The 15,835-nt window shown below is 72.2% G+C and carries 15 protein-coding genes and 1 tRNA gene; 10 read left to right on the top strand and 6 right to left on the bottom strand.

All coding sequences use genetic code 11. The features are described 5' to 3' along the window. Nucleotide 1: 1 nt before the first annotated feature. Entirely contained in the window at nucleotides 2–1,033 is a 1,032-nt protein-coding gene (locus tag M1D46_RS12330; RefSeq protein ID WP_456287166.1) for a glycosyltransferase family 2 protein, read from the bottom strand. Nucleotides 1,034–1,169: 136 nt separating this feature from the next. On the opposite strand from M1D46_RS12330, the gene M1D46_RS12325 reads away from it, so the two are divergent. Further along, complete coding sequence (locus tag M1D46_RS12325; protein ID WP_282977997.1) at nucleotides 1,170–2,399, top strand: CDP-glycerol glycerophosphotransferase family protein; 1,230 nt, start codon at nucleotides 1,170–1,172, stop codon at nucleotides 2,397–2,399. Nucleotides 2,400–2,402: 3 nt separating this feature from the next. Here the strand turns inward: M1D46_RS12325 and M1D46_RS12320 are convergent, their stop codons facing one another. Continuing rightward, complete coding sequence (locus M1D46_RS12320; RefSeq protein ID WP_324014529.1) at nucleotides 2,403–3,173, bottom strand: 3'-5' exonuclease; 771 nt, start codon at nucleotides 3,171–3,173, stop codon at nucleotides 2,403–2,405. Nucleotides 3,174–3,240: 67 nt separating this feature from the next. Here M1D46_RS12320 and M1D46_RS12315 point away from each other — a divergent pair, with 67 nt between their 5' ends. Next, nucleotides 3,241–4,116: an alpha/beta fold hydrolase gene (locus tag M1D46_RS12315; protein ID WP_456285671.1), complete on the top strand. Its 876-nt coding sequence runs from the start codon at nucleotides 3,241–3,243 to the stop codon at nucleotides 4,114–4,116. A 7-nt stretch (nucleotides 4,117–4,123) separates the two neighbouring features. Here M1D46_RS12315 and M1D46_RS12310 read toward each other — a convergent pair whose 3' ends face one another. Continuing rightward, nucleotides 4,124–4,597: an Lrp/AsnC family transcriptional regulator gene (locus M1D46_RS12310; RefSeq protein ID WP_271172121.1), complete on the bottom strand. Its 474-nt coding sequence runs from the start codon at nucleotides 4,595–4,597 to the stop codon at nucleotides 4,124–4,126. Between the two features lie 135 nt (nucleotides 4,598–4,732). Here M1D46_RS12310 and M1D46_RS12305 point away from each other — a divergent pair, with 135 nt between their 5' ends. Continuing rightward, the gene (locus M1D46_RS12305) at nucleotides 4,733–5,842 is read left to right on the top strand and encodes a polysaccharide deacetylase family protein (protein WP_456285670.1); all 1,110 of its coding nucleotides are present in this window, start codon (nucleotides 4,733–4,735) and stop codon (nucleotides 5,840–5,842) included. Between the two features lie 46 nt (nucleotides 5,843–5,888). On the opposite strand, the gene M1D46_RS12300 is transcribed toward M1D46_RS12305, so the two are convergent. Continuing rightward, nucleotides 5,889–6,464, bottom strand: coding sequence for a histidine phosphatase family protein (locus M1D46_RS12300; RefSeq protein ID WP_456285669.1), 576 nt, complete (start codon nucleotides 6,462–6,464; stop codon nucleotides 5,889–5,891). 24 nt (nucleotides 6,465–6,488) lie between these two features. Beyond that, a complete protein-coding gene (locus M1D46_RS12295; RefSeq protein ID WP_271172118.1) occupies nucleotides 6,489–7,355 on the bottom strand; it encodes a Sir2 family NAD-dependent protein deacetylase in 867 nt (288 codons plus the stop codon). Between the two features lie 88 nt (nucleotides 7,356–7,443). Between M1D46_RS12295 and M1D46_RS12290 the strand changes: the two genes are divergently transcribed. Beyond that, nucleotides 7,444–8,271, top strand: coding sequence for a TrmH family RNA methyltransferase (locus M1D46_RS12290; protein WP_324014539.1), 828 nt, complete (start codon nucleotides 7,444–7,446; stop codon nucleotides 8,269–8,271). A gap of 3 nt (nucleotides 8,272–8,274) precedes the next feature. Here the strand turns inward: M1D46_RS12290 and M1D46_RS12285 are convergent, their stop codons facing one another. Next, a complete protein-coding gene (locus tag M1D46_RS12285) occupies nucleotides 8,275–9,099 on the bottom strand; it encodes an SGNH/GDSL hydrolase family protein (protein WP_282977987.1) in 825 nt (274 codons plus the stop codon). Between the two features lie 138 nt (nucleotides 9,100–9,237). On the opposite strand from M1D46_RS12285, the gene M1D46_RS12280 reads away from it, so the two are divergent. The 6 genes from M1D46_RS12280 to M1D46_RS12255 all read left to right on the top strand — a co-directional run bounded on the left by M1D46_RS12280 (nucleotide 9,238) and on the right by M1D46_RS12255 (nucleotide 15,828). Then, a complete protein-coding gene (locus M1D46_RS12280; protein WP_374727734.1) occupies nucleotides 9,238–10,995 on the top strand; it encodes a DEAD/DEAH box helicase in 1,758 nt (585 codons plus the stop codon). 112 nt (nucleotides 10,996–11,107) lie between these two features. After that, nucleotides 11,108–12,196, top strand: a complete 1,089-nt coding sequence (locus M1D46_RS12275) for a VIT1/CCC1 transporter family protein (protein WP_456285668.1) — start codon at nucleotides 11,108–11,110, stop codon at nucleotides 12,194–12,196. A gap of 107 nt (nucleotides 12,197–12,303) precedes the next feature. Beyond that, nucleotides 12,304–12,389, top strand: a tRNA-Leu gene (locus M1D46_RS12270). Nucleotides 12,390–12,449: 60 nt separating this feature from the next. Further along, nucleotides 12,450–13,745 (top strand): M20/M25/M40 family metallo-hydrolase, encoded by a 1,296-nt coding sequence (locus M1D46_RS12265; protein ID WP_456285667.1) that lies wholly within the window; start codon nucleotides 12,450–12,452, stop codon nucleotides 13,743–13,745. A 62-nt stretch (nucleotides 13,746–13,807) separates the two neighbouring features. After that, the gene (locus M1D46_RS12260; protein WP_456285666.1) at nucleotides 13,808–14,920 is read left to right on the top strand and encodes an AAA family ATPase; all 1,113 of its coding nucleotides are present in this window, start codon (nucleotides 13,808–13,810) and stop codon (nucleotides 14,918–14,920) included. Between the two features lie 74 nt (nucleotides 14,921–14,994). Next, nucleotides 14,995–15,828, top strand: coding sequence for an undecaprenyl-diphosphate phosphatase (locus tag M1D46_RS12255; RefSeq protein ID WP_271172112.1), 834 nt, complete (start codon nucleotides 14,995–14,997; stop codon nucleotides 15,826–15,828). Nucleotides 15,829–15,835: the final 7 nt, after the last annotated feature.

The raw sequence follows: 15,835 nt of genomic DNA, 5'->3' as shown, positions 1-15,835 counted from the left end.
GCTACGGCAGCGGCGTGTTGCGCCCGGAGAGGCGCGAGGTGTCGACGGTGTCGTGCGCGCCGCGCACGGCGCCCGTGAGGAACCCCGTTCCCCACGACAGGTGCATGGTCGGCAGCACCGCGAGCAGCCATGCCCGCTCCCGCCATCCGAACGGCCCGGGCGCCCGCGCGCCGATCGCGACCGCCGCGACGAGCGCGGCGTAGGCGACGAGCGGTGCGCACAGGGCCCACGTCGCGACGGCGAGACCGGGAACGGGCACGCCGGCGAGCTGCAGCGCCCCGCTGATCGCGGCGAGCGCCACGAGGATCACGAGCGCGGGCGGCGCGAAGTACTTGAGCGAGTTGCGGCGTCCGTAGCGGCGGAAGAGCTCACCGCGCCAGCGGCCGGTGGCGAGGAACTGCTGCGCGAGGCGCGTCCACCGCTCGCGCGGCCAGTAGGTCACCGACAGCGCGGGATCGAACCAGACGCGGTAGTCCGCCGTGCGGATGCGCAGATTGAGCTCCCAGTCCTCGCCGCGGCGGATGGTCTCGTCGAAGAGCCCGACCTCCTCGAGAACGGCGCGTCGCATGACGCCGAGGTACGCCGACTCGGCCTCGCCCTCGCGCGACCCTCCGTGGTACGCGCCGCCGCCGAGCCCCACGGGGGAGTTGTACGCCCAGGCGGCTGCGCGCTGGAACGGCGTCCGTCCGTCTGCCCGCATGACGCCGCCGACGTTGCCCGCGCGGGTGCGAGCGAGCGTCTCCAGAGCGCGGGCCGCGTAGCCCGGCGTGAGCTCCGAGTGGGCGTCGACGCGGATGATCGTGGGGTGCGTGCTCGCGCGGATGGCCGCGTTGAGCCCGACCGGGATGTCGGCGGCGGGGTTGTCGACGAGGACGATGCGCTCATCCTCCTCCGCGAGAGCGCGCGCGAGCTCGGTCGTGCCGTCGGACGAGGGTCCGAGCGCGAGGACGAGCTCGACGGGCCCGGGGATCTCCTGCGCGAGGGTCGACTCGACCGCGCGGCGCAGGTACGGGGCCTCGTTGAGAACCGGCATCACGAACGACACACCCGCGTCGAGCGGGACCGACGGCGCGTCCCTCCGAGGCGCGCGGGGGCCCGGCAGGGGATCGTTACGCATTCGACGATCATCCCATGACGGCCGCCGGGAAAGCCCCCGGTAGCCTGGTCGGGTGGGTGTGACGCGCGATGTGAAGAAGGCGATCAAGCTCCTCCGGAAGGCCGTCGCGACGCGGAACGCACACAGGACGGTGCGCCGCACGCTCGCCACGCGGCCCCCGCTCACCCCGCGGAGGTTCCGGATCGCGGTGTACTTCGCCGACGGCGCGGTCAACATGTACCAGATGCGCCAGTGGTACCGACCGCTGCAGGAGCTCGCCGAGCGCTGGCCGGTCGTCGTCATGGCGCGCAACTCGCTCGGGGCGCAGGCGCTTCTCGACGACGGCGCGCTGCCGGTGGCGTTCACCCCGAGCGTGACGAGCATCGAGCGGTTCCTCGAGGCGCAGGACATCCGCATCGTGCTCTACGTGAACCAGAACACGCGCAACTTCCAGATGTTCCGGTACGGCGAGCGCTGGCACGTGTTCATCAACCACGGCGAGTCCGACAAGATGTACATGACGACCAATCAGTACAAGGCCTACGACCGTGCTCTCGTCGCGGGCCAGGCCGCGCGCGACCGCCTCTCCCGCGTGCTGTGGGACTACGACGTCGATGCGCGCACGATCGAGATCGGCCGCCCGCAGGCCGATCACTACTCGGGCGAGCTGCCCTACACGCCCGACGAGCGCACGGTCGTGCTCTACGCGCCGACCTGGGAGGGCGACCGCCCCGCCGCGCGCTACGGCTCGGTGGCGTCGCACGGGGAGGCGCTCGTCGCGGCGCTGCTCGCGACCGGCCGCCACCGCGTCATCTACCGTCCGCATCCGCGCAGCGGTGTCGTGAACGCGGCGTTCGGGGAGGCGAACGAGCGGATCATCCAGGCCATCCGCGCGGCCAACCAGAAGGACCCGTCCGCGCAGCACGTCTACGACGATCGGCCGGAGCTCGGATGGCAGCTCGCGGCGGCCGATGTCGCGATCGTCGACATCTCGGCGATGGTCTACGACCGGCTCGCGGTCGGCAAGCCCCTGCTCATCACGAGGCCCGCCGACCCCGCTGCGGAGATCGACGAGGGCGGCTACCTGTCGGCGTGCGAATGGCTCGAGCCGGCCGACGCCCCGGACATCGTCGCGCACGTCGAGCGCGTGCGCGAGGACCCTGAGGCAGCACAGCGCCTCGCGCACTGGGTCGCTCACTACTTCGGCGACACGACGCCGGGGGTCGCCACGGCTAAGTTCCACGCCGCCATCGAGCAGCTCATGGCGAGCTGGGAGGAGTGGCGCGCGCGCTCGTCGTCCTGATCCTCAGCGGATCGGCCAGCTGCCGTCGAGCGCGTCGGCGGGGTCGAGCCGGCCGATCTTCACGAAGTACTCGGTGAGACTCTCCGCCTGCTCGCGCGCCCAGCCGATCTGCCGGTCGTGCAGCTCCGCGACATCCTCCGGGAGCATCCCCGCGTAGCGCTCGACGAGCGCGAAGGCGAGCCGCCCCGCGGCCACGGCGTCGGCCGACGCGTCGTGCGCGGCCTCGAGGACCACATCGTAGTGCGCCGCGACGGTCGCGAGCGTGCGCTTGCCGCGGCGATACCGGTCGCACGTCTTGTCGACGACGAGCGGATCGAGCACGGGGGTGGGCGACGCGATCGGCTCGACGCCGTGGCGCAGGGCCTCGTGCTTGAGCAGGGAGAAGTCGAAGGGCGCGTTGTACGCGACGATCGGCACGCCCTCGGCGAAGATCGCGCGGAGCGCCGACACGACCTCGGCGACGACCTCGGCTGCCGGCCGCCCCTCCGCGCGCGCCCGCTCGGTCGTGATGCCGTGGACCGCGGTCGCTCCCTCGGGGATGTCGATGCCCGGGTCGGCCATCCAGTGACGCGACCGCAGGACCGTGCCGTCGGCCGAGAGGAGTCCGACGTAGGCCGTGACGATGCGGTCGGACTCGACGTCGACGCCCGTCGTCTCGAGGTCGAACACCCCGAGGCGATCCAGGCGCCCGCCGGGCGCGGCGAACCAGGTGGGGCGCTCGCCCGCGTCGTCGAGCTCGAACAGGGGCGGCGGATCCGGCCATGATGTCGCCATAGGGAGAATGTAGGGCGCAGCGGGGACAAACCCGCGTATGCCACCCCGGCGAACGTAGACTCGTGCGGTGCCCGTCGCCTCCCCGTACGCGTCCCGCCTCGCCCGCATCCCCGTCCGCCGCGCGGAGGTCGAGATCCTGGGCACGCGGACGGCCTACTGGGTGTACGGGCCCGACGACGCCGAGACGAGCATCCTGGCGGTGCACGGGTTCCGCGGAGACCACCACGGGCTCGAGCCGGTCGTCGCGCATCTGCCCGGCGTGCGCGTCGTCATGCCCGACCTGCCGGGCTTCGGCGAGACGCCGCCCGTGCCGGGCCGGCCCCTCGACCTGGATGCGTTCGTCGCGTGGCTCACCGCCTTCGCCGCCGAGGTCGCGCCGGGCGCCGTCGTGCTCGGGCACTCGTTCGGATCGATCGTCGCGTCCGCGGCCGTCGCCCGCGGACTGCCGACACCGCGGCTCATCCTCGTGAACCCGATCGGCGCGCCCGCGCTCGAGGGGCCCCGGGGCGTGCTGACGCGCCTGGCGGTGCTCTACTACGCGGCGGGCGCTCGGCTGCCCGATCCCGTCGGCACGTGGCTCCTGCGCTGGCCGGTGATCGTGCGGATCATGAGCATCGCGATGGCGAAGACGCGCGACAGGGCCCTGCGCCGCTGGATCCACGACCAGCATGATCGCTTCTTCTCGGGGTTCTCCGACCGGCAGGCGCTGCGCGAGGCGTTCGTCACGAGCGTGTCGCACGATGTGCGCGCGTTCGCCCCGCGCATCGCCCAGCCCACGCTGCTCATCGCCGCCGACCGCGACGACATCACGCCGATCGAGGCCGAGCGCGCGCTGCGCGGGCTGTTCCCCGATGCGCGGCTCGTCGAGCTGGCCGACGTCGGCCACCTCATCCACTACGAGAGGCCCGCGGAAGCGGCCGAGGCCATCCGCTCGTTCGTGTGAGGCGCGCTCAGCGCTCGCGGCGCGCGAGCTCCATGAGGCCGCTCACACGGTAGGGGATGGCCTCGCTCATCACGAGGGACGTCTCGGTGCGCTCGACACCCGAGACGGACAGGATGCGGGCGTCGACGTCGAAGAGGTGGCGCGCGTCGCGGCACGCCACGAGCGCGAGCAGGTCGACCTGCCCGCTCACGCCGTAGACCTGGATGACCTCGGGGATGCGCCGCAGCTCGTCCGTGATCGCAGGGAGCTCGGGCTGGCGCACGCCGATCGACAGGAACGCCTGGAGCGGGAAGCCCAGGCCCTCGGTCGAGATCGCGCGCTCGAACGAGTGGAACACGCCCGCGCGCTCGAGGCGCGCCATGCGGGCCTGGACGGTGTTGCGGGAGAGGCGAAGGCGCTCCGCGAGCGCGACGACCGTCGCCCGCGGGTCCTCGGAGAGCGCGGCGAGGAGCTCGAGATCGACGTGATCGAGGGAGGCCATAGAGAGAGACGGTAGCACCCAGGCCGTCGCGCGATTGCGCATCCTGCTCAGTCGTTATCGGATCGATTGCGCGTGCTGGTCCGGAACCCCGGCCGACACGGCCGTGACTGCGCGAGCGGCTATCCTGACCGGGATATGAGAGCTTCCCGCCGCCGCCTCCTCGCGCTTCCCGTCGTCGCCGCGGCAGCGGTCCTCGTGCTCTCGTGCGCGCCATCCGCGCCGTCCTCGTCCTCGCCATCCGCGCTCGGTGCATCCGCCCCCGGTGCATCGGCACCGTCGAGCCCGACCGCAGCGCCCGATGCGGCCGCCGCGCTGCTCGAGGAGGCCGGCGACCCTGCCGCGTGCGCTGTCACCTTCGCGGGGGAGGGCATCGCGCTCGATCCCGTTCTCGCCACCGAGGGCGCGCACGTCGCCGAGCTGCCGCTGCCGGAGCGCGAGGGCGCGGTGTTCGCCGGCTGGTACCTCGACGCCGAGGCGGCGGCGGCCCTCGACGTCGCGCAGCGCGTGAACATCGCCGACGTCGTCTCATGCGACGAGGACCGGAGGCTCCCGCTGCACGCCGCGTGGACGACCCCCGAGGAGACGGCAGCCGCCGACGTCGGGGTGCCGATCCTCATGTACCACCAGTTCACCGCCGACCCCGCCGGCGTCGACGACCCCCTCCGGCTCAACTGGGCGTATGCGGGCGACTTCGAGCAGCACATGGCCTATCTCGCCGACGAGGGCTACTACCTGCCGAGCTGGCGCGAGCTGTCGGCGTTCATCGACGGGCGGCTGCGGCTGCCCGAGCGCTCGGTCATCGTCACGGACGACGATGCGCACGCGTCGTGGTTCGACCTCGCGGTGCCCGTGCTCGACGAGCACGGCGTGCTCGCGACGTCGTTCGTCATCACGAAGTGGCGTTCGGAGCCGACGCCGTCGCCGTACGTGCTGCAGCGCTCGCACACGCACGACATGCACGATCCGGGTGCGGACGGGCGCGGACGGATGGTCAACTGGACCCCCGAGGAGATCGCCGCGGATCTGCGCACGTCGGCGGACATCCTCGGGGCGGCGGAGGTCGTCGCCTACCCGTTCGGCCATTACGACGAGCGGAGCAAGCAGGGCGTCGCCGACGCGGGCTTCGAGATGGCGGCGACGATCGAGCCGGGGTTCGTCCGTCCCGGCGCCGACAAGCTCGCCCTCCCGCGCGTGCGGATCGACTACGGGATGGGGCTCGAGGCCTTCATCGACGCCGTGAGCTGAGACACCAGATCGGCGTGTCTCGGTTGGCGCGGGAGAGACGCGTGCGTCAGTCGGCAGGGACAGCGGAGTACGACAGGAGCGAGAGGCCCTCGTCGTCCAGGCGGAACGCGTGCTGCGACCCGTTCTCGACGCGCTCGCCGGGGCGGGGGAACTCGCCGTCCGAAGCGAGGGCGATGAGAACTCGGATGAGCGACCCGTGCGCGACCGCGATGAGCGGTCCGTCGACATCCGCGTGCGCCGCAGCGGCGTCGCGCAGCGCGGCCACGGCCCTGGTCGCAACCGCCTCGTCGCTCTCGGCGTCAGGACCCATGGCGCGGCGCTGGAGCTTCCAGAGGTCCTCCGAGGTCATGCCCTCGGCCGAGGCGTAGTCGCGCTCGACGAGCCCGTCGTACAGGGCGGGCCCCGGCACCCCCAGGACGCCGGCGATGATCTCGGCGGTCTCTCGTGCGCGGCTCAGCGGGCTCGACACGACCGCTGCGTATCCGCCGTGGCGCAGCGCCTCAGCGGCCTCGCGCGCCTGAGCGCGTCCGGTGTCGTTGAGCGGGATGTCGGTGCGGCCCTGCACGCGGCCGAGCATGTTCCAGTCGGTCTGCCCATGGCGGACGAGGGTGATGACGGTCACCCCTCGAGCCTAGGGGCACGTGCCTCAGAGAGCGCCGGATCCTCGAAGGGCCGGCAGCTCGTCGGCCAGCGCGGCGAGCACCTCGCTCGTGCCCGCGTCGACCTTCACCGTCGCGCGCCGGTCGGCGCGGGTCTCCCCGCGGTTGACGATCACGACGGGGATCCGACGACGCCGTGCGCGCTCGACGAGACGGATGCCCGAGTTCACGACGAGCGAGGAGCCCGCCACGAGCAGGGCCCCGCTCGTGGCCACGAGCTGCTCGGCCTCCCGGAACTTCTCCGCGGGGATGAACTCGCCGAAGAACACGACCTCGGGCTTCAGGACGCCTCCGCACACCGTGCAGTCCGGGACGACGAAGCCCTCCGACGACGCGGGGAGGACATCGCCGTCCGGCCCGAGCTGCACGCGGTCCGGCACCGTGATCCACGGGTTCTCCCGTTCGAGGCGCTCGCCGACGTCGCGGCGGTCGAACACCTGCCCGCAGTGCGTGCAGAGAACCCGGCGCATCGTGCCGTGCAGCTCGACGACCCTGCGCGATCCCGCGCGCAGGTGGAGCCCGTCGACGTTCTGGGTGACGACGCCCGTGGCGACGCCCGTGCGCTCGAGGGCGGCGATCGCGGCGTGCCCCGCGTTGGGCTCGGCGGCCGCGAACGCCTTCCAGCCGAGGTGCGATCCGACCCAGTAGCGCCGCCGCGCCGCCTCGTCGGAGAGGAACGTCTGCGCCGTCATCGGCGTGCGGCGGGGCGCACCCTCGCCTCGGTAGTCGGGGATGCCGGAGTCCGTCGACACGCCGGCACCGGTCAGCACGGCGATGCGGCGCCCCGCGAGCACCTCGATCGCCTGCCGGACGCCGGCGGCCGCGCCCGCGTCGATCCGCTCGGTGAGAACCATGGAGCCTCCTCGTGGCCGAGTCTAGGCGCGCTGTCTTTCGCGGAGGTTACGGACGGCTCATCCCGCGCCCGGATGGGACGATGGACGGATGATCCTGCACCCGATCGACGACCCCGCCGACGAGCGCCTCGCCGACTACCGCGACCTCACCGACGTGGCGCTGCGCCGCGTCAGCGAGCCCGAGCGCGGCCTCTACATGGCCGAGTCCGCGAAGGTGCTCGGCCGTGCGCTCGCCGCGGGCCACGCGCCGCGGTCGGTGCTCACGGCGCGCAAGTGGCTTCCGGACGTCGAGCGGCTCGTGGGCGATCGGGATGTCCCGGTGTACGTCGTCCCCGACGAGGTCGCCGAGCAGGTGACGGGGTTCGCGGTGCACCGGGGCATGCTCGCGGCCATGCAGCGTCCTGAGCCGCCCGCGGTCGCGGACGTGCTCGCTCACGCGAGGACAGTGCTCGTGCTCGAGGACATCGTCGACCACACCAACGTGGGCGCCGCCTTCCGCGCGGCCGCGGGTCTCGGCGCGGACGCCGTGCTCGTGACGCCGCGGTGCGCGGACCCCCTCTACCGTCGCAGCGTGCGGGTGAGCATGGGAACGGTGTTCCAGGTGCCCTGGACGCGGCTGCCGGAGTGGGCGCCTCGGGAGGGCGTGGGCGCGCGCGAGCTGCTCACCGCGTCGGGCTTCCACCTGGCCGCCATGGCGCTCGCCGACGACGCGGTGCCGCTCGATGCCTTCGCCGCCCGCCGCCCGGAGCGGGTCGCGTTCGCGATGGGCTCCGAGGGCGACGGGCTCAGCCGTCGCGCGCTCGCCGCGGCCGACACCGTCGTGACGATCCCCATGGCGGGCGGCGTCGACTCGCTCAACGTCGCGTCGGCGGCCGCGGTGGCGCTGTGGGCGCTGCAGCACCCGCCCGCAGGCTGACGGTCAGTCCTCCGCGATCGAGACCGGGCCCGGCTGCGGGCGCTTCGCCGAGACGAAGTCTCCCGAGGACTGATGGCGGAGCCGCCGCAGCACCCACGGGACGAGGTGGCTGCGGGCCCACACGAGATCGTTCTGCCGCGCAGCCCGCCAGGAGGTCGCGGGCCGCGGGTCGGGCTGGAGCGGCTGCAGATCGTTCGGGACGTTGAGCGCGCGCAGCACCATGCGGGCGACCTCGTGGTGCCCGAGCGGGTTCATGTGCAGCCGGTCGGCCGCGAAGAAGCGCGGATCCTGGATCTCCTTGAGCGCCCACTGGTCGGCGACGACGCAGTCGTGGCGGTCGGCGATCGCCCGGATGTTCTCGTTGTAGATCGCGATCTTGCCGCGGAACGGGCGGAAGACCGGCGTCCAGGCGACGTCGATCCCGGTGAAGACGACGATCGTCGCGCCCTGAGAGCCCAGGCGCTCGACGGCTGCCTCGAACTGGGCGGCGATCGCGTCGGGATCGGTGCCGGGGCGGATGACGTCGTTGCCGCCCGCGCAGAACGTCACGAGGTCGGGGCGCAGCGCGATCGCCGGCTCGACCTGCTCGTCGACGATCTGGCCGATGAGGCGCCCGCGCACGGCGAGGTTGGCGTAGGCGAAGTCGTCGACCTGCGTCGCGAGCACCTCGGCGACGCGATCCGCCCATCCGCGATGGCCGCCCGGCGCCGCAGGATCCGGGTCGCCGATCCCCTCGGTGAACGAGTCGCCGAGAGCGACATAGCGCCGCCAGGGGTGGACTCCCTCGTTGTCGGCCGCCGCCATCCGCGTCTCGTCGCCCGTCGCCATGGTCCCTCGCCTCCGTGCCTCGTCCGCGCCTATCGAGACTAGTCCCGGTCGTCGAGACCAGCGCACCCCGCACCGGTTTCGGCGCCCGGGGCTAGTCTCGACGAACGCTGGAGATCGTGTCCGCGGCACCGTCTAGGGTTGATCCCCGTGCTGAGTCCGTCCTATCCGCAGAGAGCTCCCTGGGGGACGGCGGGCAAGCTGCGCGCGTGGCAGCAGGAGGCGCTCGACATCTACTTCGCGCAGCCCGACCGCCGTGACTTCCTCGTCGCCGCCACCCCCGGCGCCGGCAAGACGACCTTCGCGCTGACCCTCGCGAACGAGCTGCGCCATCGCGGCGAGGTCGATCGGATCATCGTCGTGTGCCCGACCGAGCACCTCAAGACGCAGTGGGCCGACGCCGCGGCGCGCGTGAGCATCCGCCTCGATCCCGAGTTCAAGAACAGCCACTGGCAGCCCGCGCGCCACTATCACGGGGTCGTCGTGACCTATGCGCAGGTCGCGATGAAGCCCGAGGTGCATCGCGAGCTCACGAAGAGCGCGCGCACGCTCGTCATCCTCGACGAGGTGCATCACGGCGGTGACGCTCTCAGCTGGGGCGACGGCATCCGCGAGGCGTACACGCCCGCGGTCCGGCGCCTCTCCCTCAGCGGAACGCCGTTCCGCAGCGACGAGGCGCCCATCCCGTTCGTCGAGTACGCGCCCGACGCGCAGGGCCTGCGCACCTCGATCACCGACTACAGCTACGGATACGGCCGCGCGCTCGCCGACGGCGTCGTGCGCCCCGTGCTCTTCCACGTCTACTCGGGCCACATGACCTGGCGCACGAAAGCCGGAGACGAGCTCGAGGCGCACCTGGGCCAGGACAACACGAAGGACATCACGTCGCAGGCGTGGCGGACGGCGCTCGATCCGAACGGCGACTGGATGCCCGCTGTCCTGCGCTCCGCGGACAAGCGGCTCACCGAGATCCGGCACCACGTGCCCGATGCCGGCGGCCTCGTCATCGCCACCGACCAGACGAACGCCCGCGCGTACGCGAAGATCCTGCACGAGATCACGGGCCAGCGCCCGACGGTCGTGCTCTCCGACGAGGCCGAGGCATCGAGCCGCATCGAGCAGTTCTCCGCGAACACCACGCGCTGGATGGTCGCGGTCCGGATGGTGTCGGAGGGCGTCGACGTGCCGCGGCTCGCGGTCGGGGTCTACGCGACGTCGTCGTCGACCCCGCTGTTCTTCGCGCAGGCGATCGGGCGCTTCGTGCGCGCTCGCCGCAGGGGGGAGGCCGCGAGCGTCTTCCTGCCGAACATCCCCGTGCTCATGGCCCTCGCGACCGAGATGGAGCGGCAGCGCGACCACGTCCTCGATCGCGGCGAGAAGGACGAGGACGGGCTCGACGACGCGCTGCTCGAGGCGGCGGAGCGCGGCGACAAGGCGTCCGACGCGCTCACGCAGGAGTTCGAGTTCCAGTCGCTCGGCTCCGTCGCGCACTTCGACAGCGTCGTGTTCGAGGGGCAGCAGTTCGGCCAGCTCGCGGAACCGGGAACCGACGAGGAGCTCGAGTTCATCGGGCTGCCCGGGCTGCTCGAGCCCGAGCACGTGCACGAGCTGCTCATGCAGCGGCAGAGCCGCCAGTCGAAGCACCGGGAGGCGCGCGAGGCGCGCACGCAGTCGACGGGGGAGGAGACGACCCTCCCCGCTCCGCTGCACCGCACCCTCAAGGAGCAGCGCCAGCTGCTGAACAGCCTCGTGGGCGTCTACGCGCGTCAGTCCGGCGAGCCGCATGGCGCGATCCACGCCTGGCTCCGGAAGACGTGCGGGGGTCCGGCCGTCGCGCAGGCGACCGTCGCGCAGCTGCAGAAGCGCATCGACACGCTCCGCCGGCGCGTGCACAGCTGAGGCTCGTTCGGCGCTCCGAAATGCTGTCAATCCGCGTCCTGACGCGGTGACGCGGCGGGCCGCGGACTAGCGTGGAGGCATCCCCCTCACCTCTCCACGAAGGAGCCCGACGTTGGCCGTGCCCTCCGACCATCCGCTCGCCCCGACCCCCGCAGACCGCCGCAGGTGGGCGCAGTACCTCGTCGACGAGCGTGCGGAGGCCGCCGTCTACGAGCAGCTCGCGCGGCGGCGCTCGGGTGAGGAGAGGGAGATCCTCCTCGCCCTCGCGGAGGCCGAGGGGCGCCATGAGGCGCACTGGGTCGAGCTGCTGGGCGGCGAGCCGGCGAAGCTGCCGTCCGCGAGCGTGCGCACGCGCCTGCTCGGGTGGATGGCCGGGCGCTTCGGCTCGGTGTTCGTCCTCGCCCTCGCGCAGAACGCCGAGGCGCGCTCGCCCTACGACAGCGAGCCGTCGGCGACCGCGGCGATGCGCGCCGACGAGAAGATCCACCACGAGGTCGTGCGCGGCCTCGCCGCGAAGGGGCGCCGTCGGCTGTCCGGCACGTTCCGCGCGGCCGTCTTCGGCGCCAACGACGGGCTCGTCAGCAACTTCGCCCTGGTCCTCGGCATCGGAGCGGCAGGGGTCGCCCCCGAGTTCGTGCTGCTGAGCGGCATCGCGGGGCTCCTCGCGGGGGCGCTCTCGATGGGCGCCGGCGAGTTCGTGTCGGTCCGCTCGCAGCGCGAGCTGCTCGAGTCGACGGAGCCGAGCGGCTACGCCGACGGAGGGCTGCCCGATCTCGACCTCGAGGCGAACGAGCTCGCGCTCGTCTACCGGGCGCGCGGCCTCGGGGAGCAGGAGGCGCTCGAGCGCGCGCGCACCGTCATCGAGGATGCGAAGCGCGGCAGCATGCCCGCCCGCGCGCGGCACGGCGACGCCCACGAGGTCGTCGGCGGCGCGTGGCGGGCCGCGCTCTCGAGCTTCCTCTTCTTCGCGTCGGGTGCGATCGTCCCGGTCCTGCCGTGGCTGCTCGGGCTCGGCGGACTGCCCGCGGTGCTGCTCGCCCTCGTGCTCGTCGGGATCGCGCTCATGCTGACCGGTGCGACGGTCGGCCTGCTGTCCGGGGGATCGCCGCTGCGGCGCGGCCTGCGGCAGCTCGGCATCGGCTTCGGGGCTGCCGCCGTGACGTATCTGCTCGGTCTCCTGTTCGGCGTGTCGCTCGGGTGACGCGCCCGGGGTGCACCCCGGTTCGTCGGGGTCCCGGAGGGGTGGTAATGTTGTCTCTCGGTTCGGGAAACGGAATGAGAAGCTCCGGAGAACGGATCACACCCAATGCGCGGGTGGCGGAATAGGTAGACGCGCTAGCTTGAGGTGCTAGTGCCCGTATTAGGGCGTGGGGGTTCAAGTCCCCCCTCGCGCACAGCGGAAGGCCCCGGTCGAGAGACCGGGGCCTTCGCCGTTTCCGGGTAGCGTGGAGCGCATGCCCGAAGCCGAGATCCCCGAAGTCGCCCGCATCGCCGCCGATCTCATCCGGATCGACACGACGAACTTCGGCGGCGGCGACGCGAGGGGCGAGCGCGAGGCGGCCGAGTACGTGGGCGCCTACCTCGAGGGCCTCGGCCTCGAGACCGCGTACCACGAGCCGATCCCGCGCCGCACGAACGTCTGCGCGCGCGTGCGGGGGCGCAATCCCGACAAGCCGGCGCTCGTGCTGCACGGGCACCTCGACGTCGTGCCGGCGATGGCCGACGACTGGTCGGTCGATCCGTTCGCGGGCGAGATCCGCGACGGCATGCTCTGGGGTCGCGGCGCGGTCGACATGAAGAACATGGACGCGATGATCCTCACGTCGGTCGCCGAGCTGCTGCGCGCGGGGGAGCAGCCCGAGCGCGACCTCGTGCTCGCGTTCTTCGCCGACGAGGAGAACGGCGGCGTCGAGGGGTCCCAGCTCGTCGTGCGCGACCGCCCCGAGTGGTTCGACGGCGCCACGGAGGCGATCAGCGAGGTCGGCGGGTACTCGATCCCCGTGGGTGACCGCAGCGCCTATCTCCTGCAGGTCGGCGAGAAGGCCCTCATGTGGGTCACGCTGGTCGCCCGCGGACGCGCAGGGCACGGCAGCAGGTTCCACCCCGAGAACGCCGTCACGCGGCTGGCCGAGGCCGTCGCGGCCCTCGGGGCGCGCACCTGGCCGGTCGAGCTCACCGAGACGACCCGCCGCCTGCTCGAGGGGATCGGGGAGATCACGGGCGACCCCACGCGCGACCCCGACGCGCTCGCTGCGCACACAGGGCCGGCCGAGGCCTTCGTGAAGTCGACGTTCCGCACGGTCGCCAACCCCACGGGGCTCACCGCCGGGTACAAGCACAACGTGATCCCCGACGCGGCCTCCGCGACCGTGGACATCCGCGTCCTCCCCGGATCGGAGGACGCCGTCCTCGCGGAGGTCCAGCGCATCGTCGGCCCCGACATCGAGATCCGGATGTTCCTGCGCGACATCGGCATGGAGATCCCGTTCGAGGGCCCCCTCGTCGAGGCCATGGTCGGCGCCCTCGGGCGGCACGATCCCGGCGTCCCCGTGCTGCCGTACCTGCTCGGCGCGGGCACGGACAACAAGGCGCTCTCGACGATCGGCATCGCCGGCTACGGCTTCGCCCCGCTGCGGCTGCCGCGCGACCTCGACTTCACGGGGATGTTCCACGGGGTCGACGAGCGCGTCCCGGTCGACGCCCTGGAGTTTGGCCAGCGGGTGCTGACCGACCTCATCCGCACGTACTAGCCCGTGCTCCGTCGCCACCGGTGGTCCTCCAGCCGTCGGTCTGACCTGCTAGCTTCGCCGATATGCTTCCGCTGCTCTGGCTGTGCGGCACATCGGGTGTCGGGAAGTCCACTGTCGGATGGCTTCTCCAACGAGCACTGCGTCAGCGGGGGATCGACGCTGCGTTCATCGACGCCGACCAGCTGCGCAACGCGTCGGGAGTCGACGCAACCGAGGACGACTTCATCGCGGACGGGCTCCGCTCCGTGGAACCCGGGTTCCTGGCTGCGGGAGCATCCCTCCTCATCGTCGCCGGTGTCGTCGACGACCCGGAGCACCTCGAGCGCCTTCTTCCAGGACGGGAGCGCCGGCAGGCCCGCGTCGTGTATCTCCGCGCGTCGGACGGGGAGGTCCTCTCGCGCGTGGAGCGACGCGGGTGGAATGTCGAGCTCGGCCCGGAGTCCGTCGCATACGCTCGTCGGTTCGACACACGCTGGGTCGAAGCCGTCGTGGACACGACGAGCCGAGACGCGGCCGACGTCGCGGAGGAGCTCGCAGGCATGGACCTCATCGCGGCTCCGCCCCCGGAGACGGATGGCCGGAGCCCGCGCGAGGCGGGCGAGCCGCCGCGGATGACCGTGCTCACCGGTCCCGGCGGCGTCGGCCTCTCGACGAGCGGGTTCCTCGCCTACCTGAGACTCGCATGGGCAGGCGCCGCCGTCGGGTACATCGACAGCCATCAGCTCGGCTTCCTCGGCGAGAGCGCGCATCCGCCCGCCGGGTCGGCGCTGCGTGCGACGAACGCGGTGCGGCTTGCGTCGTCGATGGCGCGGCGAGGGATCCGCCACGTCGTGATGACCGCTGATCCGCGGACTGCCCACGAGGTGGCCGCCCTGACCTCGGGAGTGCGGGTCGTCTGGCTCGATGCCTCCGACCGGGCTCTCGCGTCGCGGCATCACGCGCGGGCGCGTGGGGAAGGGCCTCCTCTGGTGGGTGATCATCGCCGCGGACTGGGCGCCGCAGCGATCCGGGATGGCGTGGAGAGGGCGATCCGCGAATCGCGCGATCCGTCGGCGAGGCCGGCGGGAGCGGAGATGATCGACACGACCGAGCTTCGGGCCGAGGAGGTCGCCGACCGGATCGCCGACCTCATCCGCACGGAGGAGCCCGCGCTCCCCGGTCATCCGGGAGTCTGACGCGATCATCAGCAGCCGTCGCCTAAAGTCGTGACGTCGCGCGCTCCGCCGCGGCATCGCGAGAGAAAGACCCCATGTCGTTCATCGAAGCCATCATCCTCGGGCTCGTGCAGGGCCTGACCGAGTTCCTCCCGATCTCCTCGAGCGCGCACATCCGCGTCGTCGGCGAGTTCCTGCCGTCCGCATCGGACCCGGGAGCGACCTTCACCGCGATCACCCAGATCGGCACCGAGCTCGCGGTGCTCGTGTACTTCTGGAAGAAGATCGTCCACATCGTGAAGCAGTGGGCCCTGTCCCTGTCCGGACGCGTGCCGCGCAACGACCCGGACGCGCGGATGGGATGGCTCGTCATCATCGGCACGCTCCCGATCGGCGTGCTCGGCTTCCTCTTCCAGGACGTCATCCGCGACGTCTTCCGCAACCTCTGGCTCGTCGCGACCGTGCTCATCGTCTTCGGCATCATCCTCGGTCTCGCCGACCGCTACGGGCGTCGCGAGCGCGACATGGCGCACATCACCTATCCGCACGGGCTCACGCTCGGCGTCGCGCAGGCGCTCGCGCTCATCCCCGGCGTGTCGCGTTCGGGGGCCACGACGACCGCCGCTCGCGCGCTCGGCTACAACCGCACGGCGGCCGCCGAGTTCTCCTTCCTGCTCGCCGTCCCCGCGGTCTTCGGCAGCGGCCTCTACGAGCTCATGCACGCGCTCACCGAGCCCGGCGAGCAGGGCTACGGGATGGCCGAGACGCTCGTCGCGACGGTGATCGCGTTCGTCGTGGGCTGGATCGTCATCGCGTACCTCATGCGGTACCTCAAGCGCGGCAGCTTCCTGCCGTTCGTGCTGTACCGCGTGGGCCTCGGCCTCGTGCTGTTCGCCCTGCTCGCGACCGGCGTCCTCACCGCGTACTGATCGGGAA

This window comes from Microbacterium sp. JZ70 (assembly GCF_053903225.1).
The sequence above is the reverse complement of the archived record's forward strand: the minus strand, read 5'-3'. Positions and strand labels throughout refer to the sequence as shown.